We start from the raw sequence: 23,937 nt of genomic DNA on the forward strand, positions 1-23,937 counted from the left end.
TGCATTCCTTGATTTTCGTGCCGGCCCTGCCAGCGATCGGATGGCTCGTCGCAAATGAGCGCCGCGGCAGCCACCCGAAAGCTGCGAAGGTGATCGGCGAGGCTTGATCCCAGCGATTTTCGCCATGTCGATCGGCGGCGGCGCAAAACGGCAAGCGCCGTCGCAAACAGCGCAAGGGTGGCAGCGCCGTTTCGCTAGTGATACACCTCGCGCGCCGGGGCTGAGTGAACGCCCTGCCGCCATTTGCGAGGCCAGGACGTTGAAAAAATATTCGGTATTCGCCATCGCCCGCGAGGCCATGCGCGGCCACAAGGGCTGGGAGGAGCAATGGTCCTCGCCGGAGCCCAAGAAGGAATATGACGTCATCATCGTCGGCGCCGGCGGCCATGGCCTGGCCACCGCCTATTATCTCGCCACCGTGCACGGCATCACCAATGTGGCGGTGATTGAAAAGGGCTGGCTCGGCGGTGGCAACACCGGCCGCAACACCACCATCATCCGCTCCAACTATCTCTATGACGAGAGCGCCGGGATCTACGATCACGCGTTGAAGCTGTGGGACGGGCTCAGCCAGGAGCTCAACTACAACGTCATGTATTCGGCGCGCGGCGTCATGATGCTCGCCCACAATGTGCACGACGTCCAGGTGCTCAAGCGCCACGTCCACGCCAACCGGCTGAACGGCATCGACAATGAATGGCTGACGCCGGAGCAGGCGAAGGAATTCTGCCCGCCGCTCAACACCTCCAAGGATGCGCGCTATCCTGTCGTGGGTGCCGCGCTGCAGCGTCGTGGCGGCACGGCGCGCCACGATGCGGTCGCCTGGGGTTATGCGCGCGGCGCCTCGGCGCGCGGCGTCCATATCATCCAGAACTGCGAGGTCACCGGGGTCAAGCGTGCGCCGAACGGCGCGGTCATGGGTGTCGACACGACGCGCGGCTTCATCGGCGCCAAGAAGGTCGGCGTCGTTGCCGCCGGCCATTCCTCCGTCATCATGAACATGGCCGGCGTGCGCATGCCGCTGGAAAGCTATCCTCTGCAGGCGCTGGTGTCGGAGCCGGTCAAGCCGGTGGTTCCCTGCGTGGTGATGTCGAACACGGTGCACGCCTATATCTCGCAGTCCGACAAGGGCGAACTGGTGATCGGCGCCGGCACGGACCAATATGTCTCCTATTCGCAGACCGGCGGCCTGCACATATTGCAGCATACGCTCGACGCCATCTGCGAGATGTTCCCGATCTTCACGCGCATGAAGATGCTGCGTTCGTGGGGCGGTATCGTCGACGTGACGCCCGATCGTTCGCCGATCCTGGCCAAGACGCCGGTGCCCGGCCTCTACGTCAATTGCGGCTGGGGCACAGGCGGCTTCAAGGCGACGCCGGGTTCGGGCCATGTCTTTGCCCACACCATCGCCAAGGATGATCCGCACCCGATCAACGCGCCCTTCACCATCGAGCGCTTCCGTACCGGCCGCCTCATCGACGAGGCGGCGGCGGCGGCGGTGGCGCACTGATGATGATGGCCGAGATGGCTGTCGCCGTGCCGCTGGTGCTGGCGGGGGAGCAGGGCATGTTCCATTTTCCCTCGGCGGCCGAGGTGCGCACGCAGCCGATCAGCCGCGCGGGGAACGAGGCCGGCTGGCCGTTTTCCGTGGACAACGGCGTGCTGGCCTGCGTGTGGAGCGGCGGACAGAGGATCGTGATGTTCTTCGAAGCCAGGCCTGACGGCTTCGCGGAGGACCAGCCGTTCAAGCCGCGCAGCGTCATCGTCACGACTGATCCAATGCAGCTGACCCTAGGTAACATGGTGCATCGCGACCTGTTTCGCCCGTCCGCAAGCGTCGAGGAGCGCATCCGGCTCGTCGCGCCGTTCGCGTCGCTGGGCCAGCGGCTTTGCGATCAACCGGCCGGCGCCCATGTCGGCTACGGCGAATTGTAGGAACAAACCAAATGCTTCTCATCCGTTGCCCCTATTGCGAGGAAGAGCGTCCGGAACTCGAATTCCGCAACGCTGGCGAGGCGCATATCGCGCGCTCCGCGAACATGGCGGGCGAGAGCGACGATGACTTCGAAAAATTCTTCTTCATCCGCTCGAATCCCAAGGGCATCATCTATGAGCGCTGGCGGCACATGCATGGCTGCGCCCGCTTCTTCAATGCCGTGCGCGACACCATCACCGACAAGTTTATCATGACCTACAAGGCCGGCGAGCCGAAGCCGTCGAAGCTGCCCAAAAACTCCAACGAATTGGTTGCCAAATGAGCGGTTCGTTCCGCATTTCCGGTGCCGGCCGCCTCAAGCAGGCCAAGACCGCGCGTTTCAGCTTCGACGGCCAGTCCTACACCGGCATCGAGGGCGACACGCTGGCTTCGGCACTGCTTGCCAATGGCGTCCATCTGGTCGGCCGCTCGTTCAAGTATCACCGTCCGCGCGGCATCCTGTCAGCGGGCGCGGAAGAGCCCAACGCGCTGGTTGAGATCAAGCGAGACGCGGCGCGCAAGACGCCGAACGTGCGGGCGACCGTGCAGGAGCTCTATGACGGGCTTGCCGCGCAGTCGCAGAACCGCTGGCCGTCGCTGTCCTTCGACGTCGGCGCGGTCAACAACATCGCTTCGCCGATGTTTTCGGCCGGTTTCTACTACAAGACCTTCATGTGGCCGAAGGCGGCCTGGAAGAGCCTTTACGAGCCGAAGATCCGCGCCGCGGCCGGTCTCGGCGTTTCCCCGGACAAGCCTGATCCCGACCATTATTCATCGCGCTACGCGCATTGCGAGGTGCTGGTGCTGGGCGGCGGCGCGGCCGGCATCGCGGCGGCATTGGCCGCGGCAGAGACCGGCGTGCGCGTCATCCTGGCCGACGAACAGGCAGACTTCGGCGGCAGCCTGCGTTTCGAGAACGGCGCCAGGATCGATGGCCAGGGCGGTTATGCCTGGGCGCAGGCGGCAATCGCCAGGCTGAGTGCGATGGATAATGTCCGTGTGCTCTCGCGCACGACTGCTTTTGGTTATTACGCGCAGAATTTCGTCGGGCTGGTCGAGCGCGTCAGCGATCATCTGTCGGCTCCAGGCCACGATTTGCCACGCGAGCGGTTGTGGCAGGTGCGTGCGAAACGCGTCGTGCTGGCCTCCGGCGCCATCGAGCGCCACATGGTGTTCGCCGACAACGACCGTCCGGGCATCATGTTGGCGGGTGCGGCGCGCACCTATCTCAATCATTATGGCGTCGCGGTCGGCAAAAATGTCGGCGTCTACACCGCCAATGATTCCGCCTACGCGGCGGCGATCGACCTGAAGAAGGCGGGCGTCAACGTGGCGGCTATCGTCGATCTGCGTGATCATCCAACCGGGCCGGTGATCGACGAGGCGAGGGCGCAGGGCATCGAGGTCAATTTCGGCCGCGCGGTGATCCGCGCCGGCGGCAAGCTGCGGGTGTCGTCGATGACCGTGCAGCCGAAGAATGGCGGCGGTGAACGCACCATCCCGGTCGATGCGATCCTGATGTCGGCCGGCTGGACGCCGTCGGTGCATCTCTTCTCGCAGTCGCGCGGCAAGGTCGCCTTCAACGACGAGACGAAGCGCTTCGTGCCCGGCACCTATGCGCAGGACTGCGTCTCGGTCGGCGCCTGCAACGGCACCGACGGGCTGTCGGCGAGTGTCGACGAAGCCTATGCGGCGGGCGCCAAGGCGGCCAGGGACGCCGGCGCGAAAACCGCCAGGGGTACGAAGCCGAAGGTCGATGCCTCGGAGAGCTGGTCGCGTGGCATGCTGGGCGCGGCACCCGGCGCCGGGCCGGACACGACGGTGAAGGCGTTCGTCGATTTCCAGAACGACGTCACCGCCAAGGACATCCGCCAGGCGGTGCATGAGGGCATGCGCTCGATCGAGCACGTCAAGCGCTTCACCACCAACGGCATGGCGACCGACCAGGGCAAGACCTCCAACATGCACGGCCTGGCCATTGCAGCGGAGACGCTCGGCAAGCCGATCCCGGAAGTCGGGCTGACAACCTTCCGAGCGCCTTACACGCCTGTCACCTTCGGCTCGATCGTCAGCCATGCGCGTGGACCGCTGTTCGACCCGACGCGCAAGACGGCAATCCATCCCTGGGCAGAGGCACAAGGTGCCGTGTTCGAGGATGTCGGCCAGTGGAAGCGCGCCTGGTATTTCCCCAAGGCTGGCGAAGACATGCACGCAGCGGTCGACCGCGAATGCGTCGCTGTTCGCACCAAGGCCGGCCTGTTCGATGCCTCGACGCTCGGCAAGATCGAAGTCGTCGGACCGGACGCGGCCAAGTTCATGGAACTGCTCTACACCAATCCGTGGGAGAAGCTGGAGCCCGGCCGCTGCCGCTATGGCATCATGCTGCGCGAGGACGGCTTCATCTATGACGACGGCGTCGTTGGCAGGCTGGCGCCCGACCGCTTCCATGTGACGACGACCACCGGTGGTGCGCCGCGCGTGATGAACCACATGGAGGACTATCTCCAGACCGAGTTCCCGCATCTCAATGTCTGGCTGAGCTCGATCACCGAGCAGTGGGCGGTCATTGCGGTGCAGGGGCCGAAGTCGCGGGACATAATCGCGCGGCTGGTCGAAGGCATCGACATGTCCGATGAGGCACTGCCGCATATGTCGGTGCGCGAAGGCAAGATCTGTGGCGTTCCCACCCGGCTGTTCCGCATGTCGTTCACCGGCGAGCGCGGCTTTGAGGTCAACGTTCCCGCTGACTATGGCCAGGCCGTCTGGGAAGCGCTTTGGGCCGAGGGCCAGAAGCACGGTGCTGCCGCCTACGGCACCGAGGCAATGCACGTGCTGCGCGCCGAAAAGGGCTACATCATCGTCGGCCAGGACACCGATGGCACGGTGACGCCGAACGATGCGGGGCTGGACTGGGCGGTCGGCAAGAAGAAGGCTGACTTCGTCGGCATTCGCGGCCTGACGCGTCCCGATCTGGTCGCCAAGGGCCGCAAGCAACTGGTCGGCCTGAAGACCAAGGACCCGAAGGTGGTGCTGGAGGAAGGCGCGCAGATCGTCGAGGATCCTAAGCAGGCGATCCCGATGAAGATGATCGGCCACGTCACCTCCAGCTACTGGTCGGAAAACTGCGGTCGCTCGATCGCGCTGGCGCTGGTTGCCGGCGGCCGCGACCGGATGGGCGACACGCTCTATGTGCCGATGCCGAACGGAGTGATCGAAGTGGAGGTTACCGGCATGGTGTTCTTCGACGAGACGGGAGGGCGCCTCAATGGCTAAGGCTGCTGCAAAGACACCGGTCGCGCCGCCTTCGGTCCAGCGCCGACCGGCGCTGGCGGGACGCACGACCTCCGCGACCAACGTCAAGGTTGAGGTGCTGCCGCCAGCCGAGCGCATGTCGCTGCGCGCGCCCGAGGCCTCCGTTGCGGCGCTTTCGAAGGCGCTTGGCGTGACCTTGCCGAAACAACAGAAGACTTCCGCTTCGAAGGCGGGGCGCACCGCGCTGTGGCTCGGCCCCGACGAATGGCTGGTTATCGACGAAGCCGGCAACGATCCGCTCGCCGATCGCGCCGATGTCACCGCACTGCATTCAGCGGTGGGCATCTCGCATCGCAACATCGCGATTGGCGTTACTGGCGCAGGGGCGGTCGCGACGATCAATGCGGGCTGTCCGCAGGACCTGTCCCTCGATGCCTTCCCCGTGGGGGCGGCATCGCGGACCATCCTGGGCAAGACCGAGATCGTGCTGTTGCGCAAAGCGCCAGATGACTTCCGGGTCGAGTGCTGGCGTTCCTTCTCGGACTATGTCTTTACTTTCCTTTCAGAGGCGGCGCGCGACGCGGCGGCTTGATCCGAACAGCCGGGGTTCCGGCTGACGCGGTCAGGAACGTTCAGGGCAGCGGGCCGTTCTCCTGGGCAAGCCGAGGGAGAAAGCCGATGCCGTCGAAATCCGCGCCGAAATCACAGGTCAAGAAGTCGCCGGCCGTACGCTCCCTGGAGCACGAGCAAAGCGAAGAGCCCAGCGCCGAGCAGGAGCTTGAAGAAGGCCTGGAGGACACGTTCCCGGCCAGCGACCCGATATCGATCACCGGAACGGCCATTCCCGGGGCTCCCGCAAGACCGGGAAAGGCCAAGACCGTGCCCGGGCGCAAGAGCCGCAAGCCCTGATTTCCCCAGTTTCGCTGAAGCGCCATCTTCCCAACATCCCGCCTTATCGGCTATTTAAAGCGCTTTGGGAGATGAAAAATGCCGATAAAAGCCGTCGTCTGGGGTGAGAACGTCCACGAGCAGACCAACGCAGCCGTGCGCGACCTCTACCCCAAGGGCATGCATGGCACCATCGCCGCGGCGCTGAACCAGGACAAGGGCATCGAGGCGACCACCGCCACCTTGCAGGAGCCCGAGCACGGCTTGAGCGAAAAGCGTCTTGCCGCCACCGAGGTCCTGTTGTGGTGGGGCCATGCCGCGCATGGCGAGGTCAAGGACGAGGTCGTCGAGCGGGTGCAGAAACGGGTCTGGGAAGGCATGGGGCTGATCGTGCTCCATTCCGGCCACTACTCGAAGATCTTCAAGCGGCTGATGGGCACGCCCTGCTCGCTGAAATGGCGCGAGGCTGGTGAGCGCGAGCGGGTATGGGCGATCAATCGCGGCCATCCCATAGCCCAGGGCATCGGCGAGTGCCTGGAGATCGGCGAGACGGAAATGTATGGCGAGCCCTTCGCGGTGCCGGAGCCGATGGAGACGGTGTTCGTCTCCTGGTACGAGGGCGGCGAAGTGTTCCGGTCCGGCCTGACCTACCAGCGCGGCGCCGGCAGGATCTTCTACTTCTCGCCGGGCCACGAGACCTATCCGATCTATCACAATGAGGGCGTGCAGCAGGTGCTGCGCAACGCCGTCCATTGGGCACGCAATCCCGCGCCGGCATGGTCGGGGATCACCAATGCGCCGAACGTGCCGACGCACGCGGCGAAGGAGAAGATCGTCCAGAAGGGGCTGCGCCTGCATGCCGATGGCGACAAGGGCCTTGGTTGATCGGGGGTTTGGGCTGATGCACCGTCTGCTTTTGCTCGGCACCGGCGGCATCGCCGGGCATCATGTCGAGGAATTCGCCAAGATCGAAGGCTGCACGATCGTCGCCTGTGTCGACCAGGTGCCGGGCCGGGCGGAAGCTTTCGCTGCCGCCAACAAGATCGGTGACTTTTTCGAGAGCCTGGAAGCGGCGATCGCCTGGGGTCAGTTCGACGCCGCCATCAACGCCACGCCGGATGGCGCGCACAAGGCGACGACGCTGGCGCTGCTTGCCGCCGGAAAACATGTCTTCTGCGAAAAAGCCGCTGGCGCCGAACCATGCGGATGCGCTGGCGATGACGGAGGCCGCCGAGGCGGCCGGGGTCGTCAACATGGTCAACCTGACCTACCGCAATTCACCGGCGATCCAGGAAGCGCGACGCATGGTGCAGGCCGGCGAGATCGGCGAATTGCGCCATGTCGAGGCGAGCTACCGGCAGAGCTGGCTGGTCAGCAAGTCGTGGGGTGACTGGCTGGTGGAGGACAAATGGCTGTGGCGCCTGTCGAGCCGGCATGGCTCGACAGGCGTTCTCGGCGATGTCGGCATCCATATCCTGGACTTCGCCACCTACGGCGCGGCCGACGATATCGTCAGCCTGCATGCCGATCTGGTGACCTTTCCGAAGGCCGAGGGAGACCGGATCGGCGACTATGTGCTGGATGCCAATGACAGCGCGGCGATCACGGCGCGGATGACATCGGGTGCGCTCGCCACGATCGTTGCGAGCCGCTACATGACCGGCAACACCAACGAGCTGTCGCTGGCCATGCACGGCACCAAGGGCGCGATCAAGGTGGAAACCGACGGCAAGGTTTCGCACCTGTCGGTTTGCTTGGGCAAGGATATCGACCAGCAGCGCTGGCGAACGCTGTCCTTGCCGGTCGTGAAGCGCAACGCCCGGCGTTTTGCCGAGGCTCTCGACGCCGGCCGCAACGGCGATCCGTCCTTCCGACGTGCGGCCGACATGCAGAAACTGATCGACGCGGCGTTCGAAAGTTCAACTGCCAGGCGACCGCTGGCGATCGCCTGAAGTTCTTTTGCAGACTCTTTGTCTTGACGCAATTCCGGACGGAAAACCGTTTCACACTTGTCCTGGAATTGCTTCAGAAGCTCGGGACGATCCAGGGGTTGATGTCGATGCCAACCCGTGGGCCCTTGCTTTGGGTCGAGCTGGTCGTCTTTTCGATCGACCCCGTCGCGCTGCAATCAAGCTTCACATGGGTCCTGGCGTCGACGCAGGTCGCGGCCGGCGCCTGCTTGACCGGCTGGGTAGCGCTGGCGGCAAACGCCGAGCCCGAAAGTGCCAGCACGGCGGCGAGGGTGAGGATTGTCTTTTTCATTGTCGGTCTCCGTTTTCGACGGTCAATTTTTATTCGTACATGTACGATACGCCGTACAAATACGCCTGCCGATCGCGAAGTTCAAGGGGAAATCGTACACGTACGTTAGATTTTTGTTAACCACAAAATTCGCCCCGTTTTCGGCGGGGAATGGGTGATGGGGAAATTCGGGAAGGAAGGAGGCGACGGTCAGCAGTTGACCGGGGTCTCGGTCAGCGGCGGCACGTCCTGCATGCTTAGCGAAGCCAGGGTGGAGTCGCACATCCGCTTCACGAAAGCCTGTGGATCGCCGAACGGATAGAAGGGGAATGTGATCAGCAAGGAGATCGTGCCGTGGCCCACTGCCCACAGCATGGTGGCGATGGCGCGCGGATCGCCCTTGAGCTTGCCGGCGGCGACGCAGGCCTCGACCCGGCTGATCAGCACTTTCATCGCCGGGTTGCCTTCTTCCATCTCGGCGAAGGTCTTGCCTTCCGGCGGCCTGGTCTTTTCGGTCATGAAGACGGTGCGGTATTCGTTGGGATTGCCGAGCCCGAAGGCGGCATATTCCGTCATGACCGCCTGCAATGCCTCGATAGGATCGTCGGACGGATGCTCCTCGATACGCCGGGCCAGCGTCTCGAACGCGTCCTCGGCCAGCGCGAAGAGGATGTCCTGCTTGTCGGCGAAGTAGGAATAGACCGACATCGGCGCGTAGCCGACGCGCTTGGCCAGCTTGCGGATGGTCAGGCCTTCGTAGCCTTCTTCCTGGACGAGCTTGTGCGCGGCCTCGACAAGCTCGCCGCGCAGTTCAGCCTTGTGTTTTTCGCGGCGCTTCTGGACGCTCAGCGGCACTGCCTGCCTGCCTTTGGTTGGTTGATGCCTGGCTAAATTATATACGCTGTACGAAAACGGACAAGGGCGTGGTTGGTTCCCCCAACGATATGTTCAGACCGCGCCGACGCCACCGTCCACGGCCAGCGCATGACCGGTCATGAAGGAATTGGCGGGATCGGCGGCGAAGAGGATGGCGGTGACGATCTCGTCGACTTCGCCGACGCGCTTCATAGGCACGCCGCGCGTCAATTCGGCAAGCGCATCGGCCTCCGGCGCGCCGGACATGCGGACGAACCCGGCCACCATCGCCGTTCGAGTGTGGGCCGGGCAGATGGCGTTCACGCGAACGCCCTTTGTGGCGTATTCGGCCGCCGCCGATTTCGTCAGCCCGACGACGCCGTGCTTGGCGGCGGCGTAGACCGAGAGCTTAGGTGCACCGACCAGCCCGGCAACCGAAGCGATGTTGACGATGGCGCCGCCTTTGCCGGTTGCCTTGAACTGTCGTTCCATCCGCGGGATCTGATGCTTCATCGCATAGAAGACGCCGAGCAAGTCGATCTCCAGCACGCGGCGGGCCTCGTCCGACGCCACTTGCGGCAGCCGCACGAAGCTCTGGACGATGCCGGCATTGTTGATGGCGACATCCAGGCGTCCGAATTTTTTCACTGCCAGCTCAACCAGATCCTCGGATAGTTTCTCGTCCGAGATATCGCCGGCCAGGATCGCTGTTTGCGGGCCAAGCGTCGCGGCAAGGCTTTCGAGCGCAGCCTCGTTCATGTCGGAGAGAACCAGCCGCGCGCCTTCCGCGGCAAAGCCTTTGGCCGCACCGTTTCCTAATCCGCCGGCGGCACCCGTGATCAGCACCGTCGCTCCCTCAAAGCGCCCCATCACGTCTCCCCATCACGTGTGCTTGTCGATCAGTTTTACGGCAAGATGCGAAAGCAGCTTTACCGCCTCGCCATAGGTCCTGGCCTTTTCCGGATTGGAGGCGTTGCCGTCCAGCGCGCGTTTGTAGACACCCTGGCAGATCGCGGCCAGCCGGAAGAAGGAAAAGGCCAGGAAGAACGTCCAGTTGCCGATGCCATCCAGCCCGCGCCGCCGGCAATAGGCGGCGACATAGTCCTCCTCCGAGGGCAGGCCGAGCGCGGCGCGATCGATGCCGCCCAGGCCGCGAAAGCCCGAGGCGTGCGGCAAACGCCATTGCATGCATTGATAGGCGATGTCGGCGAAGGGGTGGCCGAGCGTGGACAGTTCCCAGTCGAGCACCGCCACCACCTTTGGCCGATCGGGCGCGAAGATCAGATTGTCCAGCCGGTAGTCGCCGTGCACCAGCGAGACGCGGCCATCGTCGGCAGGCATATGTGTTTCCAGCCAGGCAATCAGCCGGTCCATGTCGGCGATGGCGCCGGTCTCCGAGGCGCGGTACTGGCTGGTCCAGCGCGCCAGCTGCCGCTCGAAATAATTGCCCGGCCGGCCGAAATCGCCGAGCCCCACCGCCTCGACATCGACATCGTGCAGGGCGGCGAGGGTTGCGTTCATGGCGTCATGGATTGCCGCGCGGTCCTCATTGCCCGACGCTTCCGGCAGCGCCGGATCCCAGAAGATGCGGCCGTCGATGAAGCCCATGACGTAGAACATTCGGCCGATCGGCGAATCCTCGGCCGAGAGGTGCAGCATGTCGGGCACTGGCACGGCGGTGCCGGCAAGCGCCTTCATCACGGTGAATTCACGATCGACCTGGTGCGCCGATTTCAGCAACGGTCCCGGCGGCTTGGCGCGCAGCACATAGCGGCCGCTTCGCGCGGTCAGGAGATAGGTTGGGTTCGATTGCCCGGATTTGAATTTTTCGATCGCGGCAAGTCCGGAAAAACCGGGGATTTCCGCCTCGAGGTAGGGGGCGAGCGCTTTCTGGTCGAGAGCGTTCGGATCGCTCATGCCGTCTCAGGCTGACGCTCGAGCAGGGTCAGCGTCAGCCAGCGCGCGGTCAGCGCCGGCTTCTTCGAGCCCTCGATCTCGATCGTCACGTCATGCGCCGTCTGCACCCAGCCCGACGGCCTGACCTTGACGTCGGCCAGCACGAAATGGGTGCGGATGCGCGCGCCGGTCTTCACCGGCGCCAGGAAGCGCAGCGTGTCAAAACCATGATTGACCCCCATCTTGCCGTTTTCGAGCGGCGGCATGGTCTCGAAGGTCATCGCCGACAAAAGCGACAGCGACAGGAAGCCGTGCGCGATGGTGCCGCCGAACGGCGTCTCGCGCTTGGCGCGCTCCGGGTCGCAGTGGATGAACTGGTGATCGTCGGTGGCGTCGGCGAACTGGTCGATCATGCGCTGCGTGACCACGCGCCACGGCGAGATGCCGACTTCCTTGCCCACACTGGCCAGAAGCACATCGATACTGATCGGTTCCACGGCGAGCCCTCCACTTCACACACCGGCTCTGCGGCCGGTCATGTCATTCCTTGAACAGCGTCAGCCCATGCTGCACCGACTGTCCGCCGTCGATCGGCAGTATGGCGCCGGTAACATAGCTGCCGGCACGGCTGCACAAATAGAGGGTTGCGCCGGCAATGTCATCCGCTACGCCGATGCGGCCGATCGGAACATGGCTCCCGACATGTCTGGCCTGTTCTTCCGTGCCGGTGGCAAACGCCGTCATGCGGCTCTGGAAGGGGCCGGGAGCGAAGGCGTTGACCGTGATGCGGCGGGCGGCGAACTCGAGCGCCAGCGTGCGCGTCAGATGATGAACCGCCGCTTTCGAGGCGGTATAGGAATAGGCGTCGTCGGCCAGCGGCTGCGTGCCCATCACCGAACCAAGATTGATCACCCGCGCCGGATCGGCGTCGCTGGCGGCGGCATCGAGCAGCGGCAGCAATTCACGGGTCAGATGGAAGATTGCGGTGACATTGACGCCGAACACCTTGGCCCAGGCCGAATAGGGAAAGCTCTCCAGCGGCGCGCCCCATGAAACGCCGGCATTGTTGACCAAGATGTTTAGCCTGTCGGTCCTCGCCTTGACCTCGGCGACGAGTGCGGCGATGCCACCCTCGCTGGAAACGTCGCCGGCGAAGCCTTCGGCCCGGCCGGAGGCGCCAAGATCGTTCAACTCGCCGGCGACCTTGACGCAGTCGTCGCCCTTGCGCGAGGCGATCATGACGGTGGCGCCGGCCCTGACCAGCGCGGTGGCCGCCATGCGGCCGATGCCGGTCGCTGCTCCCGTCACCAAGGCGGTCTTGCCGGTCACGGAAAACAGCTCGTCCAGATAGCTCATCGCAATTCCTCTGCGCGTTCCTTCGCTGACGGCTGAAGGGCTCGCGTTGACAAGGCTACCCGAAGTACCATCATCCTTGCCACGGATAAAATGCCGGGCTTGCGTGAAAGGGTTAGCGACCGATGACGGAGATGAATCTCGGCATGACCGAGCGGCTGAAGCCGATCCATCAACGCGTCGCGGCCATGGTGCGCGACGAGATCATGCCGCTGGACAAGGAATTCCTGGCCGAGGTCGGCAAGGGTGGCGACCGCTGGGCCTATACGGCGCGCCAGAGCGAGATTCTCGAGGGGCTCAAGCAGGCGGCCAGGGAGCGCGGCCTGTGGAATTTCTGGCTGACCGGCTCGGATCGCGGCTATGGGCTGTCCACCGTCGAGTATGCCTATCTGGCAGAGGAGATGGGCAAGGCTCATCTCGGTGCGGAGACCTTCAACTGCTCGGCTCCCGACACCGGTAACATGGAGGTGCTGGAACGCTATGGTTCGGCCGAGCACAAGAAGGCGTGGCTGGAGCCGCTGCTCGAGGGGCGGATTCGTTCGGCCTATCTGATGACCGAGCCGGACGTCGCTTCGTCCGACGCCACCAACATTTCGATGCGTTGCGAGCGGCAGGGCGACGACTATGTGCTCAATGGCGAGAAATGGTGGGCGTCCGGCGCCGGCGACCCACGCTGCGCCATCTATATCGTCATGGTCCGTACCGGTGGCGATGAGGAGCCGCTGCACCGCCGCCATTCGATGATCCTGGTGCCATCAGATACAAAAGGCGTGACCAAGCTCCGGGCGATGCAGGTCTATGGCGACGATGACGCGCCGCATGGCCACATGCATCTTCGCTTCGACAATGTTGTCGTGCCGGCATCGAACCTGATCCTCGGCGAGGGCAGGGGTTTTGAGATCGCGCAAGGGCGGCTCGGTCCAGGCCGCATTCATCACTGCATGCGCGCGATCGGCCAGGCCGAGATGGCGCTGGAGATGCTGTGCCAACGCTCCGTGCGCCGCCAGGCCTTCGGCCAGCCCCTGGCAAAACTCGGCGCCAATTTCGACATCATCGCCGAATGCCGCATGGAGATCGAGATGGCCCGGCTGCTCTGCCTCAAGGCGGCGTGGATGATCGACCAGGGCGATGCGCGCGCCGCCGCGCCCTGGATCAGCCAGATCAAGGTCGTCGCCCCTCGCGTCGCGCTCAAGGTCACCGACGAGGCGGTGCAGATGTTCGGCGCGCAAGGCATCAGTCAGGACACGCCGCTGGCTCGCTCATGGACGCATCTGAGGACATTGCGCCTTGCCGACGGACCGGACGCCGTACACCGTCGGCAGGTGGCGCGGACGGAGCTAAAGAAATACACGCAGGAAAAGGTCTGAACGCCCGGCAATCCAGGTCTGTTGCGATCTCCCCTGCCGGCAAAGAAGGAGTTCTCCGATGACCATCCCCTCCGAAATGAAGGCACTGCTGCTTGTCGGCGACGGTTACACCAAGATGCCGAGCGGCGGCGTTCTGGAGGCCATGGAGCCCTATCTCGGGCTGGGCAGCATCGCGGTGCCGACGCCCGGATCGACGCAGGTGCTGATCAAGGTCAGCCTAGCCTCGATCAATCCGTCCGATGTCGCCTTCATCAAGGGCCAGTACGGCCAGCCGCGCGCCAAGGGCCAGCCGGCCGGCTTCGAGGGCCTAGGCACCGTTGTTGCCACCGGTGACGATCCCTACGCCAAGAGCCTCGCCGGCAAGCGCGTCGCCTTTGCCACCGGCCTCACCAATTGGGGCTCCTGGGCGGAGTACGCCGTCGCCGAGGCCGCCGCTTGCATCCCGCTCCTCGACACGGTCCGTGACGAGGACGGCGCCGCGATGATCGTCAACCCGCTCACGGCGCTCGCCATGTTCGACATCGTCAAGCAGGAGGGCGAAAAGGCTTTCGTCATGACCGCCGGTGCCAGTCAGCTCTGCAAGCTGATCATCGGCCTGGCCAAGGAAGCGGGGCTCCGACCGATCGTCACCGTGCGCCGTGACGACCAGATCGGATTGCTGAAAGAGCTTGGCGCCGCGCATGTCCTCAACGAGAAAGCTGATGACTTCAAGGCGGCTCTGCGCGAAGTGATGAAGGCCGAGCAGCCGCGCATCTTCCTCGATGCGGTCACCGGGCCGCTGGCCTCGGCCATCTTCGATGCCATGCCGAAGCGTTCGCGCTGGATCATCTACGGCCGGCTCGACACCGACGCCACGATCATCCGCGAGCCCGGCCAGCTGATCTTCCAGCACAAGCACATCGAGGGTTTCTGGCTGAGCGAATGGATGCGGCAATCCGGGGATCGGCGTGGTCTGGCGATCCTGGAGGCGCAGAAGCGCTTTTCCGACGGGCGCTGGGCGACCGATGTGACGGCCGTCTTACCGCTCGCCGAGTCGATGGCGCGGGTACCGGCGGAACTGGCCAAGCCCAACGGCAAGGTGTTCATTCGACCTTAGGAATGGATCGGCGCGAGCGATCGATCAGCCGGAAATGATCGAACACAAAGGTGTGATCCGACGCGCAAAATGGATAAAATGCCCGTATTCGTGCGTCGCGGCGCCTTGAAATGGACGTTCTGCGCCGATCATAGCCCCTATGCCGCGCTGCTTTGTCCATGATATGCCGCCGGCACTGAATGCCTGGGCTGTTGTTGGGACGGCCTTGAGCAGGATCTGGGGTGTTGTCATGACGATTTCCAAGCCGGTCTTCGACCGTTTGGGACTATTGCTATGGATCGTGGCGTTTCTCGTCACGGTCACGCTGGCGCAAATGTCGCTCGATCATCGTTCGGTGGTGTTCGTCTACAGGAATGGCTCCGAAGCCTTTGTGGCCCAGCAGCCGCTCTATCATGTCCATCTCGCGATGGGCTACCTTTACGCGCCTGCCTTCGCCGCGCTCTATTCGCCGCTTCTGATGCTTGGGCACCATTTCGGCGACCTGGTTTGGCGCACGATCTGCTTTGGCGTGATAACCCTTGCCGTCGTTCGGCAGGTCCGAAAGCTGGGCGGCCATGACCTGACCTGGCTGCTTTCCTTCGGCCTTGTCATGTCACTGCCCATGGCGCTCGGCGCGATCCGCAATGGCCAGGCCACGATACTGCTGACTGGCGCCTGCTGGCTTCTCACCTTGTCGGCGCTCGAGGGCCGTCGCGCGGAGACTTTTCTGTGGACGTCGGTTGCAATCATTGCCAAGCCGACGGCTATCGTCATGGTGCTGCTGGTGGCGGCACTGCGCCCCCGGCTGATACCGGTGATCGTGCTGGCGCTGCTGGTGGTGCTCATCATACCCTATGCCTTTGCGCCCGTTGGCTATGTCAACGACCAGTATCACGACTTCTTCCAGATGCTGACGGCGATGGCTGTCGACAGGACCGGCCCGTTTGAACCCGCCGACTTCACGTCTGTCTTCGCGTCGTTCGGGTATCCCCTCCCTGAACGTGAGGCCACGATCGTGCGCGTCATCGCCGCGCTGATGGCCCTCTCGGCCGTTCTCTGGTACGACCGAAGGATGGAGCGAGGAACGGCCGTGCTCGCCATATTCGTTGTGGGCGCATTTTACATGTGTGTGTTCAATCCCCGCGTCGAGCCCAATACCTACGCCATGATCGCGATTCCCAGTGGCGTCGCCATTGCCTTGCTATGGCGCCAGGAGCAGGGCGGCGCCCTGCGCCTGGTGCTGATGGCATTGCTCGTCCTGAGCGGGATGACCGGCATATTCCGTCCCATTCATGAGTTCCTCAGTCCGTGGCTCAGGCCGATCGTCGTGTCGTTCATATCTTGCACTTTGATCTGGTGGTTCTGGGCCAGGGCGCGGGTGAAGGTCCACGATGCCGGATCCGTGGCACATGGCTGAACTGAGGCCTACTCTCGATATCATCGCGCCGTTTCTCAACGAGGCTCAGTCGGCTGCGGCCTTTGTAGCCCTGCTCGATCAGCTGGAGGCCGTGGTGTCGCAGCGGTTCGGCATGGCCATGCACAAGATCCTGGTCGACGACGGCAGCCAGGATGATGGTGTCGAGCGATTTTCGCGGACGCTTTCCGGATCCTGGGAGATCGTGCGTCTCAGCCGCAATTTCGGCAAGGAGGTCGCCGTTCTTGCCGGTCTCGACCGTTCGCGCGGCGACATGGTGCTGATCATGGATGCTGATCTCCAGCATTCGATGGAGATCAGCCTCACGATGATTTCGGAACTGGTCGAGGATCCGGAACTCGACGTGGTCTATGCGCAGAACGACAGGCGCGAGGCCAGCTGGCGGCGCAGCCAGTTGGCACGGCTCTTCTACAGCCTGATCAACAGCAGCCAACGCTTCGACATTCCTGAGAACGCCGGCGACTTTCGCGTCATGCGTGGCGCCGTCGCGCGCGCGGTCGCCAGCCTGCGCGACAAGAGGCGCTTCAACAAGGGCCTCTTTGCCTGGGCCGGCTTCCGCCAGAAAGCGGTGCCCTATTCACCGGAGGATCGTGCCAGCGGTACGTCGAAATGGAGCCGGCTCAACCTGCTCGCTTTTTCATTGGAAGGCTTCACTTCCTTTTCCGTCATTCCGCTGCGCCTCATCAGCCTCTGCGGGCTCATCGCCGCGTTGGCCGGCGCGCTGTATGGCGCCAAGGTATTCTTCGAGGTCGTGTTCTACGGCATCGCCGTGCCCGGCTATCCCAGCCTTCTGGTGGCGGTGGTGTTTCTCGGCGGCTTCAACCTCGCCCTTCTTGGTCTGATCGGCGAATATGTCTGGGTGACGCTGAGCGAAAGCAAGGATCGGCCCATCTACATCGTGCGCGACGTCGTCAGTGGCGAGTTCGGTAGAGGGAAGCCGGGCACCGCCGACAGATGACGCGACGCCTTCGCCTGATCGCCGACGATTACGGCCTGGCGTCCGGTGTCTCCGCCGCGATCCTCGAACTGCTCGAGCTCGGGCGCCTGACCGGCACCAGCTGCATGACTGGCTTTCCTGAATGGCATGACGAGGCGGTGCGCATAAAGCCTCTTGCCGGGCGTGCCGCCATCGGGTTGCATCTGACCTTGACCGATCAGGCCGCCGTCACCGGACTATCGAGCCTGGCGCCGGAAGGCCGGCTTCCACCGCTCGTTTCGCTGGCCCTGCCGGTTCGCCGCGGCCGTATCGACGATGGTGATGTGCATGCCGAACTCGATGCCCAGCGAGGCCGCTTCGTCGAGGCGCTGGGACGCGAGCCCGATTTCATCGACGGCCACCAGCATGTGCATTTCCTGCCCGTCGTCAGGCGATGGCTGCGCAAGCGTTTCGCCAAGGAAGCAGGCATGCCGGCGCTGCGCGGGTCGCCGTCATGGCCCGGCTCTATCGCTACCGCGTTGAAAATCACCGCTGTCGGAGCTCTCGCCGCCGGCTTCGACCGGTCGATGGAGCGCGCGGGCTTCACTGTCATGCGGCCGTTGACCGGGCTCTATGACTGGCGGCAGCCCGACGGCTTCGCTTCCGTGCTCCGGTCAGCCATCGAGACGTTGCCGGAGAACGGGCTGTTCATGTGTCATCCCGGCCATGTCGACGAAACGCTGCGCGGGCGCGATCCGATGCAGAGCGCGCGCGAGGTCGAGTTCGCCTATCTTGCCTCCGACGATTTCGGCGCAAGCCTGGAGCGCGCCGGCGCCGTCGTCATGGGTGGCCAGGGATGAGCGGCGCGGACCAGCCGGGTCGTACGACCGGCGACAAGATCATCCGCTTCGCGATGGTCGGCGTCGTCAATACGGTCATCGACCTGGCCAGCTTCTCGCTGCTGCTCTGGCTGAAGGCCCCGCCTCTCGGTGCCAATCTGGGCGCCTGGATCGTAGCCGTTGCCTTCTCCTTCGTGGCGAACGGCTTCTGGTCGTTCGAACGCGATCCCGCCATTTCCCTGCACAGCGCCTTCTTGCGCTTCGTCTCGCTGGGCGCGCTCATTTCGCTCGGCGTTTCCAGCCTGTCCATCGCGTTTCTCGCCGGCATCGTTGGCGTCTGGCCGGCCAAGATCGCCGGCGTCATCCTGGGAGCGGTGCTGAATTTCCTTGCCGCGCGCTGGTCGATCGAAGGTCGCCTGCTGAAATAGGATTCCGGACGGACACGCTTTCCTGGGCCTTACCGCGCCGGATCCACATCAACGTAGGCGGCTTCCTCGAGTTCGCGCTTCAGGCGTGCGTCCTCCTCGGCCTTCGGCGTGACGAAGCGGCCAAGCAGCAGATAGGCGACCGGCGTCAGGAACAGCGTCGAGATGGTGGCCAGTCCCAGCCCGCCGACGATCACCCAGCCGAGCGCGACGCGCGCCTCGGCGCCGGCGCCTGCGGCCAGAACCAGCGGCACGCCGCCGAGCACCGTGCAGATCATCGTCATCATCACCGGCCGCAGGCGGATGATCGAGGCTTGTTCGATGGCTTCGCGCACGCCAAGGCCTCTGTCGCGCAGCTGGTTGGCGAATTCGACGATGAGTATGCCGTTCTTGGCCATGACGCCAACCAGAAGCACCAGGCCTATCTGGCTATAGGCGTTGAGGCTGGTGCCCGAGAGCAGCAGCGCGAAGATGGCGCAGGCAAGCCCCAGCGGCACCGTCGCCATGATGATGACGGCACTGATGAAGCTCTCGAACTGGGCGGCAAGCACAAGCAGGATGATGACCAGCGCGAACCCGAAGATGGTCACCATGGCACTGTTGCTCTCGCCCAGGGTCGCTGCCTCGGCCAGCGGCAGCAATCGGCTGCCTGGCGGCAGCAGCGGCGCGGCGATCTCCTGGGCGCGCGTCAGCGCCGCACCGAGGCCGAAATCACCGCTGAGGTTGGAGGTGACGGCCACCGACGGCTGCTGCTGTTCGCGGGTCAGCGACGGCGGCACGGCGCGCTCGGTCAGGGTGGCGATGGTCGACATCGGCACGAAGCGGCCGTCCGACGTCTTCAGGAAGATGTTTTCCAGATCGGTCGGATCGTTGATCGGGTTGGTGGTCGAAACCACCTTCACGCCGTAGCTGCGGTCGGCGATGTAGACGTCGACGACATCGTTGCCGTCGAGCATGGCCTGCATGGTGTTGGCGAGCCCGGTGATGTCGATGCCGAGATCCGAGGCGCGCTCGCGATCGATGGCAACGGCAAGCTGCGGCTGCGTCGGGTCGACGCTCAGGCGCGGCGACTGGAATCGCGGATCCTTCTGCATCTCTGCGATGATCTTCACCGCCGCGTCGCCGAGCGCCTTGCGGTCGTTGCCGACCAGCGCGAATTGTAGGCCGTTGCCGGCGCCGCGGATGCCAAGGCTGTTGGGTTGTACCGGGAAGACGCGCAAGCTCGGCACCTGCGCGGTCAACTGGCTGATCTCGGCCATGATCTCCTGCTGGCCGCGGCCGCGCTCATTCCAGGGCGCCAGCGTCATCACCATGAAGCCGGTGTTGTAGGAGCCGTTCTGGCCGGCGCTCTCGAAGGTGGAGACGATCTCGCCGGAATCGCGCAGCGGCTGGATCAGTTTCTCGATCTTCTGCATCTGTTGCGTCGTGTAGTCGAGGCTCACGCCTTGCGGCGCGTTGATGCGCAGGAGCACGGCCGCGCGGTCCTCGGTCGGCGTCAGTTCCTGGCGGATGGTGCCGAACAGGGTGAAGGCGGTGCCGGCAAACAGCACGGCGACCAGGACCACGATCCATGGCGCGCCCAGGCAGAGGCGCAGGCTGCGGCTGTAAAAGGCATTCAGCGCCCCGCCGATGCGCGAACCGATGCCATTGCCGCTTTCAGGATGGAGCGATGCGGTTGTCAGCATGCGCGAGGCGAGCATCGGGCAAAGCGTCAGCGCGACCACGCCGGACAGAAGCACCGACATGGCGAGCACGAAGCCGAATTCGCGGAACAGGCCACCGGTCTGGCCTGGCAGGAACGAGATCGGCACGAAGACGGCAACCAATGTCAGCGTTGTGGCGATGACGGCGAAGAACACTTCCTGCGTGCCGAGCACGGCGGCCGCGCGGGGACCCATGCCCTGGTTGCGGCGCCGCACGATGTTTTCCAGCACGACGATGGCGTCATCGACGACAAGCCCGGTGGCGAGCACAAGGGCGAGCAGCGTCAGGATGTTGATCGAGAAGCCGGCAAGATAGATCGCGGCGATGGTGCCGATCATGGCGACTGGCATCGACAATCCCGGAATGAGCGTCGCGCGCCAGTCGAGAAGAAAGAGATAGATGACGATCAGCACGATGGAGACGGAGAGTGCCAGCGCGATCTCGACCTCATGCACCGCGCCGTTGACGAAGACCGCGTCGTCGCTGGTGACCTTGATCGACATGCCCTCCGGCAGGTTAGCCTGCAGCTTGGCGACGGCGGCCTGGACACCGGTCGAGATGTCCAGCGTGTTCGATTCCGCCTGGCGGATGATGCCGATGCCGATGCCGGTCTTGCCGTCCGAACGCAGCGTGGTCTGGCCTATATCGGGGCCGAGCGTGACGGTTGCGACATCGCGGATGCGCGTCGTGCCGCCGATGATGATGTTCTCGAACTCCGCCGGCGTGGTGACGTCTGCCGTCGTGCGCACGATGAGGTCCTGGTTGGTCGTGGTGATCGAGCCGGCCGGGGCATCGAACGCAACCGAGGCAAGGGCCGCTCGCAGGTCGGCGACGGTGAAGCCAAGGCTCGCCAGCTTGTTCTGGTCGACGTCGATGCGGAAGATCTTGTCGCGGTCGCCATAGACCTGGACGTCGGCGACGCCGGGCACTGCGGCCAGCTCATCCTCGATCTGGTCCTGGACGATGACGGTCATGTCCTGGATCGACATGTTGTCCGACGTCACAGCCAGCCGCATCACCGGATCGGAGTTGGCGTCGGCCTTGACGATGCGCGGTGGATCGGCCGTCTCGGGAATCTGGTTGGCAATGCGGCCGACCGCGTCGCGCACGTCGGAGGCGGCGACGTTGAGATCGACGCCGTCGTTGAACTCGATGGTGACGCGGCTCGAGCCAAAGGACGAAGATGACGAGATCGACTTGACGCCGGAGACGCGAGCGACGGCGCCTTCTATCGTCTTGGTGAGTTCGCGGTCGACGGTTTCGGCCGCGGCACCGGTGAAGGTGGTCGAAACGGTGACGACGGAGCGGTCAACATCCGGCAGTTCGCGGACCTCTACGCCATAGAAGGCGGCGAGCCCGGCGACGGCGATCAGGACATTCAGCACAAGGGCCATCACTGGCCTGCGGATGAACAGGGCCGTGAAGCTGCTGTCGCCGCTGGCGTTGACGCTCCCGCTCATGAGCCTTCAGCGCCGTTGGCGGGCTGTACTTGCCCGGCGATGCGCACATCGCCGCCTTCAGTGACACTCTGGGTGCCCTCGGTAATCACCAGGTCACCGCCGGTGATCGGTGCGTCGATCAACACCGTTTCAGTGTTGCGCTGGATGATACGCACGGCAACCCGCTTGGCCTTGCCGTTCTCGATCGTCCAGACATAGGCGCCGTCGGACCCCCAGAGTATGGCGAGCGGGCTGACAGCGGGGAAGTTTTGACCGGGGAATTTCATGGCGATGCTGAACGACATGCCGGCCCGCAGGGAATCGGCCGGATTGGCGATGGTCGCCTTGACCAGAAGCGTGCGGCTGTTCTCGTCGATGTGGTTGTCGATGGCCGAAACCGTGCCGTTGTAAGCGTTGCCGGGATTGGCGATCGGCGTCGCCGTCAGTTGCGCGCCAACCGTTACAGCAGCGGCAAAACGCTCCGGCACCAGGAAATCGACCAATATGCTGGAACGGTCGTCGAGCGTCGCGATCGCCGACTGGCTGGTGACATAGTTGCCGGCCGAGATCGGCAGGATACCGACAGTGCCGGCGATCGGCGCCAGGATCGAACGGCGTTCCAGGGCCAGTTCGGCGTCGCGAAGCGCCAGCCTGGCGTTCGACAGGGTCACCTCAGCGTCGGCCACCGCAACCGGTGTCGCGGCGTTGGATGCGCGCAGCGACTTCACCCGGGTCAGCTTCTCCTGCGCGTCCTGCAAGGCAAGCTTGGCACGGTCCTGAGCGATGATCTCGGTCTCAGAGTCGAGGGTGGCGATCAACTGGCCCTTGTCGACATGCGCGCCGGATTGCACGAGCACCTCGGTCAGGCGGCCCGAGCTGTAGGGGTTGACGGTGACGGAGGCATTGGCGCGGCCGGTGCCGATTGCCTGCAGGCGATCGTTGATGGTGGCCGTGGTGGCGGGCAGGACCACCACATTCACCTGGCGGCTGGCGCCGTTGCGGCCGCCGTTCTGGCTTGCGAGAGAGCCGGTGCTGGAAGGCGTCGTCGCCGCATATGTCCAGTCTAACCCCCAGCGCGCCAGAATATCCGGCGCACCGGGAAAGAACCGAAGCCAGGCAGTGGCTGCCGCAACGATCACCACAAGTGCTAAAAGTAACTGCTTCCAGGTCGCCATTGGCACTCCGGTTGACAAAATCCCTTCGTCCACCGCTTTTTAGAAATCTAGCAGACGCATCCACGCAACGCGATATGCGCGAAGCAACATCGATGCCAAACCTATATGACAACTCTACTGAGCCAGTGCACATTAAATCTGTGTAACGTTGGGCTTTCGCCCGCGGCCGGTGACATCCGTCAGCGCAGGCTTTCCATCTCGCGGATGCGCTTGGTGCCGTCGGGTTCAAGCTGCCGCGTAACGGCGCCGATCAATGCTTCGGCAACCACGAAGAGAGCCGCCGAAGAATCCCAGGCGGACGGAACGGCCGTACGTCCGGCGATGACGTGGCGGGCGAAGCGGGCGATGGGTGACAGCCATTGGTCGGTGAACAGCACGATCTGCACACCGCGCTGATGCGCCTTCTCGGCGAACCGGACGAGGCTATCCTGGTAACGCCTGATGTCGAAGATCACCAGCACGTCACGCTTGCCCATGTCGATCAGCCTGTCGCGCCAGATGCTTTCCTGTCCGGCCAGATGAAAGACGTTGGGCTGGATGATGGCGAGGTGAGCGGCCATGTAGCGCGCCAGCGGATCGGTGAAGCGGCCGCCGACCAGGAACGTCTTGCCGCGCCGGTCGGCGAGCCTGGCCACGATGTCGGCAAGCTGCTTGTCGGACAGGTGTCGGAACGTCTCGCGCATGTTTTCGAGCGTTGCCTCCAGCATTGGCGATACCGCACTGCTGCCGGGCGAGGGTGGGTTGAGCGTCCTTGATGCCGGCGATTGCAACTGCGCCGCCAGTTCGTCCTGCAAGGTCGACTGGAACTCCGGATAGTTCTGGAAGCCGAGCCGGGAGACAAACCGCAGGATCGTTGGCGAGGATACGCCGGCGGCGGCCGAGAATTCGGCGACTGTCTTCAGGCCGATCAGAGGATAGTTGGCGATAAGCGTCTGCGCGGCGCGCCGCTCGCCGGCAGGCATGGTCACCATGCGCTCGGCAATCAGTTCGGCAATGCTGGAAATCATTTTTCCCCACCCTTGGCCCGGCTGTTGCCGGTTTCCCGAAATCGCATTTGACAAAACCCGGCAAAGTGTATGAAATCATCCATAGGGACGCA

The 23,937-nt window shown here is 64.1% G+C and carries 23 protein-coding genes and 1 pseudogene; 14 read left to right on the forward strand and 10 right to left on the reverse strand.

The features are described 5' to 3' along the window. The first annotated feature begins 259 nt into the window (after nucleotides 1–259). The 8 genes and pseudogenes from LGH82_RS25300 (at nucleotide 260) to LGH82_RS25335 (ending at nucleotide 8,070) form a co-directional block, all read left to right on the forward strand. The gene (locus tag LGH82_RS25300) at nucleotides 260–1,513 is read left to right on the forward strand and encodes a sarcosine oxidase subunit beta (RefSeq protein ID WP_227345341.1); all 1,254 of its coding nucleotides are present in this window, start codon (nucleotides 260–262) and stop codon (nucleotides 1,511–1,513) included. Between the two features lie 2 nt (nucleotides 1,514–1,515). Beyond that, complete coding sequence (locus LGH82_RS25305) at nucleotides 1,516–1,938, forward strand: hypothetical protein (protein ID WP_227349683.1); 423 nt, start codon at nucleotides 1,516–1,518, stop codon at nucleotides 1,936–1,938. An 11-nt stretch (nucleotides 1,939–1,949) separates the two neighbouring features. Continuing rightward, nucleotides 1,950–2,261 (forward strand): sarcosine oxidase subunit delta, encoded by a 312-nt coding sequence (locus LGH82_RS25310; RefSeq protein ID WP_227345342.1) that lies wholly within the window; start codon nucleotides 1,950–1,952, stop codon nucleotides 2,259–2,261. Next, the gene (locus tag LGH82_RS25315) at nucleotides 2,258–5,251 is read left to right on the forward strand and encodes a sarcosine oxidase subunit alpha (RefSeq protein ID WP_227345343.1); all 2,994 of its coding nucleotides are present in this window, start codon (nucleotides 2,258–2,260) and stop codon (nucleotides 5,249–5,251) included. Before LGH82_RS25310 ends, LGH82_RS25315 begins: the two co-directional genes overlap by 4 nt. Next, nucleotides 5,244–5,822, forward strand: coding sequence for a sarcosine oxidase subunit gamma (locus tag LGH82_RS25320; protein ID WP_227345344.1), 579 nt, complete (start codon nucleotides 5,244–5,246; stop codon nucleotides 5,820–5,822). The genes LGH82_RS25315 and LGH82_RS25320 overlap by 8 nt, the downstream gene beginning before the upstream one ends. Nucleotides 5,823–5,908: 86 nt before the next feature. Then, on the forward strand, nucleotides 5,909–6,139 hold the full coding sequence (locus tag LGH82_RS25325) for a hypothetical protein (RefSeq protein WP_227345345.1): 231 nt from the start codon (nucleotides 5,909–5,911) through the stop codon (nucleotides 6,137–6,139). A gap of 78 nt (nucleotides 6,140–6,217) precedes the next feature. Then, nucleotides 6,218–7,003 (forward strand): ThuA domain-containing protein, encoded by a 786-nt coding sequence (locus LGH82_RS25330; protein WP_227345346.1) that lies wholly within the window; start codon nucleotides 6,218–6,220, stop codon nucleotides 7,001–7,003. 16 nt (nucleotides 7,004–7,019) lie between these two features. After that, nucleotides 7,020–8,070: pseudogene (locus LGH82_RS25335) on the forward strand (Gfo/Idh/MocA family protein). A 73-nt stretch (nucleotides 8,071–8,143) separates the two neighbouring features. Here LGH82_RS25335 and LGH82_RS25340 read toward each other — a convergent pair. The 6 genes from LGH82_RS25340 to LGH82_RS25365 all read right to left on the reverse strand — a co-directional run bounded on the left by LGH82_RS25340 (nucleotide 8,144) and on the right by LGH82_RS25365 (nucleotide 12,466). Continuing rightward, nucleotides 8,144–8,380 carry a DUF680 domain-containing protein gene (locus LGH82_RS25340; RefSeq protein WP_227345347.1) on the reverse strand — a complete coding sequence of 79 codons (237 nt, stop codon included), beginning with the start codon at nucleotides 8,378–8,380 and terminating at the stop codon, nucleotides 8,144–8,146. A gap of 189 nt (nucleotides 8,381–8,569) precedes the next feature. After that, nucleotides 8,570–9,214, reverse strand: coding sequence for a TetR/AcrR family transcriptional regulator (locus LGH82_RS25345; RefSeq protein WP_227345348.1), 645 nt, complete (start codon nucleotides 9,212–9,214; stop codon nucleotides 8,570–8,572). A 93-nt stretch (nucleotides 9,215–9,307) separates the two neighbouring features. Then, on the reverse strand, nucleotides 9,308–10,084 hold the full coding sequence (locus tag LGH82_RS25350; RefSeq protein ID WP_227345349.1) for an SDR family NAD(P)-dependent oxidoreductase: 777 nt from the start codon (nucleotides 10,082–10,084) through the stop codon (nucleotides 9,308–9,310). Between the two features lie 12 nt (nucleotides 10,085–10,096). Beyond that, complete coding sequence (locus tag LGH82_RS25355) at nucleotides 10,097–11,131, reverse strand: phosphotransferase family protein (RefSeq protein ID WP_227345350.1); 1,035 nt, start codon at nucleotides 11,129–11,131, stop codon at nucleotides 10,097–10,099. Beyond that, the gene (locus tag LGH82_RS25360; RefSeq protein WP_227345351.1) at nucleotides 11,128–11,607 is read right to left on the reverse strand and encodes a MaoC family dehydratase; all 480 of its coding nucleotides are present in this window, start codon (nucleotides 11,605–11,607) and stop codon (nucleotides 11,128–11,130) included. Before LGH82_RS25360 ends, LGH82_RS25355 begins: the two co-directional genes overlap by 4 nt. A gap of 43 nt (nucleotides 11,608–11,650) precedes the next feature. Continuing rightward, nucleotides 11,651–12,466 carry an SDR family oxidoreductase gene (locus LGH82_RS25365; RefSeq protein WP_227345352.1) on the reverse strand — a complete coding sequence of 272 codons (816 nt, stop codon included), beginning with the start codon at nucleotides 12,464–12,466 and terminating at the stop codon, nucleotides 11,651–11,653. A gap of 122 nt (nucleotides 12,467–12,588) precedes the next feature. On the opposite strand from LGH82_RS25365, the gene LGH82_RS25370 reads away from it, so the two are divergent. Next, nucleotides 12,589–13,830, forward strand: a complete 1,242-nt coding sequence (locus LGH82_RS25370; RefSeq protein WP_227345353.1) for an acyl-CoA dehydrogenase family protein — start codon at nucleotides 12,589–12,591, stop codon at nucleotides 13,828–13,830. Between the two features lie 58 nt (nucleotides 13,831–13,888). Then, nucleotides 13,889–14,926 carry a zinc-binding dehydrogenase gene (locus tag LGH82_RS25375; RefSeq protein WP_227345354.1) on the forward strand — a complete coding sequence of 346 codons (1,038 nt, stop codon included), beginning with the start codon at nucleotides 13,889–13,891 and terminating at the stop codon, nucleotides 14,924–14,926. 24 nt (nucleotides 14,927–14,950) lie between these two features. Here LGH82_RS25375 and LGH82_RS25380 read toward each other — a convergent pair whose 3' ends face one another. Next, nucleotides 14,951–15,157: a hypothetical protein gene (locus LGH82_RS25380; protein WP_227345355.1), complete on the reverse strand. Its 207-nt coding sequence runs from the start codon at nucleotides 15,155–15,157 to the stop codon at nucleotides 14,951–14,953. Between LGH82_RS25380 and LGH82_RS25385 the strand changes: the two genes are divergently transcribed. Genes LGH82_RS25385 through LGH82_RS25400 form a run of 4 tightly spaced genes read left to right on the forward strand, consistent with a single transcriptional unit; the run spans nucleotide 15,156 to nucleotide 18,523 of the window. After that, nucleotides 15,156–16,322 (forward strand): glycosyltransferase 87 family protein, encoded by a 1,167-nt coding sequence (locus LGH82_RS25385; RefSeq protein ID WP_227345356.1) that lies wholly within the window; start codon nucleotides 15,156–15,158, stop codon nucleotides 16,320–16,322. The genes LGH82_RS25380 and LGH82_RS25385 overlap by 2 nt on opposite strands. After that, on the forward strand, nucleotides 16,315–17,298 hold the full coding sequence (locus LGH82_RS25390) for a glycosyltransferase family 2 protein (protein WP_227345357.1): 984 nt from the start codon (nucleotides 16,315–16,317) through the stop codon (nucleotides 17,296–17,298). Before LGH82_RS25385 ends, LGH82_RS25390 begins: the two co-directional genes overlap by 8 nt. After that, the gene (locus LGH82_RS25395; RefSeq protein ID WP_227345358.1) at nucleotides 17,295–18,116 is read left to right on the forward strand and encodes a ChbG/HpnK family deacetylase; all 822 of its coding nucleotides are present in this window, start codon (nucleotides 17,295–17,297) and stop codon (nucleotides 18,114–18,116) included. The genes LGH82_RS25390 and LGH82_RS25395 overlap by 4 nt, the downstream gene beginning before the upstream one ends. After that, nucleotides 18,113–18,523 (forward strand): GtrA family protein, encoded by a 411-nt coding sequence (locus LGH82_RS25400; protein ID WP_227345359.1) that lies wholly within the window; start codon nucleotides 18,113–18,115, stop codon nucleotides 18,521–18,523. Before LGH82_RS25395 ends, LGH82_RS25400 begins: the two co-directional genes overlap by 4 nt. A 29-nt stretch (nucleotides 18,524–18,552) precedes the next feature. Here LGH82_RS25400 and LGH82_RS25405 read toward each other — a convergent pair whose 3' ends face one another. The 3 genes from LGH82_RS25405 to LGH82_RS25415 form a co-directional block, all read right to left on the reverse strand. Beyond that, nucleotides 18,553–21,684 carry an efflux RND transporter permease subunit gene (locus LGH82_RS25405; RefSeq protein WP_227345360.1) on the reverse strand — a complete coding sequence of 1,044 codons (3,132 nt, stop codon included), beginning with the start codon at nucleotides 21,682–21,684 and terminating at the stop codon, nucleotides 18,553–18,555. Next, nucleotides 21,681–22,838 (reverse strand): efflux RND transporter periplasmic adaptor subunit, encoded by a 1,158-nt coding sequence (locus LGH82_RS25410; protein ID WP_227345361.1) that lies wholly within the window; start codon nucleotides 22,836–22,838, stop codon nucleotides 21,681–21,683. The genes LGH82_RS25405 and LGH82_RS25410 overlap by 4 nt, the downstream gene beginning before the upstream one ends. 179 nt (nucleotides 22,839–23,017) lie before the next feature. Next, entirely contained in the window at nucleotides 23,018–23,845 is an 828-nt protein-coding gene (locus tag LGH82_RS25415; protein WP_227345362.1) for a MurR/RpiR family transcriptional regulator, read from the reverse strand. Between the last annotated feature and the right edge of the window lie 92 nt (nucleotides 23,846–23,937).

This window comes from Mesorhizobium sp. PAMC28654 (assembly GCF_020616515.1).
Taxonomy (GTDB): domain Bacteria; phylum Pseudomonadota; class Alphaproteobacteria; order Rhizobiales; family Rhizobiaceae; genus Mesorhizobium.

Excerpts from the sequence above, each read along its gene's own strand:
- LGH82_RS25395 (WP_227345358.1), top strand. The coding sequence starts at position 17,295 with ATGACGCGACGCCTTCGCCTGATCGCCGACGATTACGGCCTGGCGTCC.
- LGH82_RS25415 (WP_227345362.1), bottom strand. The coding sequence starts at position 23,845 with ATGATTTCCAGCATTGCCGAACTGATTGCCGAGCGCATGGTGACCATG.
- LGH82_RS25375 (WP_227345354.1), top strand. The coding sequence starts at position 13,889 with ATGACCATCCCCTCCGAAATGAAGGCACTGCTGCTTGTCGGCGACGGT.
- LGH82_RS25390 (WP_227345357.1), top strand. The coding sequence starts at position 16,315 with ATGGCTGAACTGAGGCCTACTCTCGATATCATCGCGCCGTTTCTCAAC.
- LGH82_RS25310 (WP_227345342.1), top strand. The coding sequence starts at position 1,950 with ATGCTTCTCATCCGTTGCCCCTATTGCGAGGAAGAGCGTCCGGAACTC.
- LGH82_RS25400 (WP_227345359.1), top strand. The coding sequence starts at position 18,113 with ATGAGCGGCGCGGACCAGCCGGGTCGTACGACCGGCGACAAGATCATC.
- LGH82_RS25330 (WP_227345346.1), top strand. The coding sequence starts at position 6,218 with ATGCCGATAAAAGCCGTCGTCTGGGGTGAGAACGTCCACGAGCAGACC.
- LGH82_RS25325 (WP_227345345.1), top strand. The coding sequence starts at position 5,909 with ATGCCGTCGAAATCCGCGCCGAAATCACAGGTCAAGAAGTCGCCGGCC.
- LGH82_RS25340 (WP_227345347.1), bottom strand. The coding sequence starts at position 8,380 with ATGAAAAAGACAATCCTCACCCTCGCCGCCGTGCTGGCACTTTCGGGC.
- LGH82_RS25365 (WP_227345352.1), bottom strand. The coding sequence starts at position 12,466 with ATGAGCTATCTGGACGAGCTGTTTTCCGTGACCGGCAAGACCGCCTTG.
- LGH82_RS25305 (WP_227349683.1), top strand. The coding sequence starts at position 1,516 with ATGATGGCCGAGATGGCTGTCGCCGTGCCGCTGGTGCTGGCGGGGGAG.
- LGH82_RS25385 (WP_227345356.1), top strand. The coding sequence starts at position 15,156 with ATGACGATTTCCAAGCCGGTCTTCGACCGTTTGGGACTATTGCTATGG.
- LGH82_RS25315 (WP_227345343.1), top strand. The coding sequence starts at position 2,258 with ATGAGCGGTTCGTTCCGCATTTCCGGTGCCGGCCGCCTCAAGCAGGCC.
- LGH82_RS25410 (WP_227345361.1), bottom strand. The coding sequence starts at position 22,838 with ATGGCGACCTGGAAGCAGTTACTTTTAGCACTTGTGGTGATCGTTGCG.
- LGH82_RS25380 (WP_227345355.1), bottom strand. The coding sequence starts at position 15,157 with ATGACAACACCCCAGATCCTGCTCAAGGCCGTCCCAACAACAGCCCAG.
- LGH82_RS25370 (WP_227345353.1), top strand. The coding sequence starts at position 12,589 with ATGACGGAGATGAATCTCGGCATGACCGAGCGGCTGAAGCCGATCCAT.
- LGH82_RS25355 (WP_227345350.1), bottom strand. The coding sequence starts at position 11,131 with ATGAGCGATCCGAACGCTCTCGACCAGAAAGCGCTCGCCCCCTACCTC.
- LGH82_RS25350 (WP_227345349.1), bottom strand. The coding sequence starts at position 10,084 with ATGGGGCGCTTTGAGGGAGCGACGGTGCTGATCACGGGTGCCGCCGGC.
- LGH82_RS25405 (WP_227345360.1), bottom strand. The coding sequence starts at position 21,684 with ATGAGCGGGAGCGTCAACGCCAGCGGCGACAGCAGCTTCACGGCCCTG.
- LGH82_RS25320 (WP_227345344.1), top strand. The coding sequence starts at position 5,244 with ATGGCTAAGGCTGCTGCAAAGACACCGGTCGCGCCGCCTTCGGTCCAG.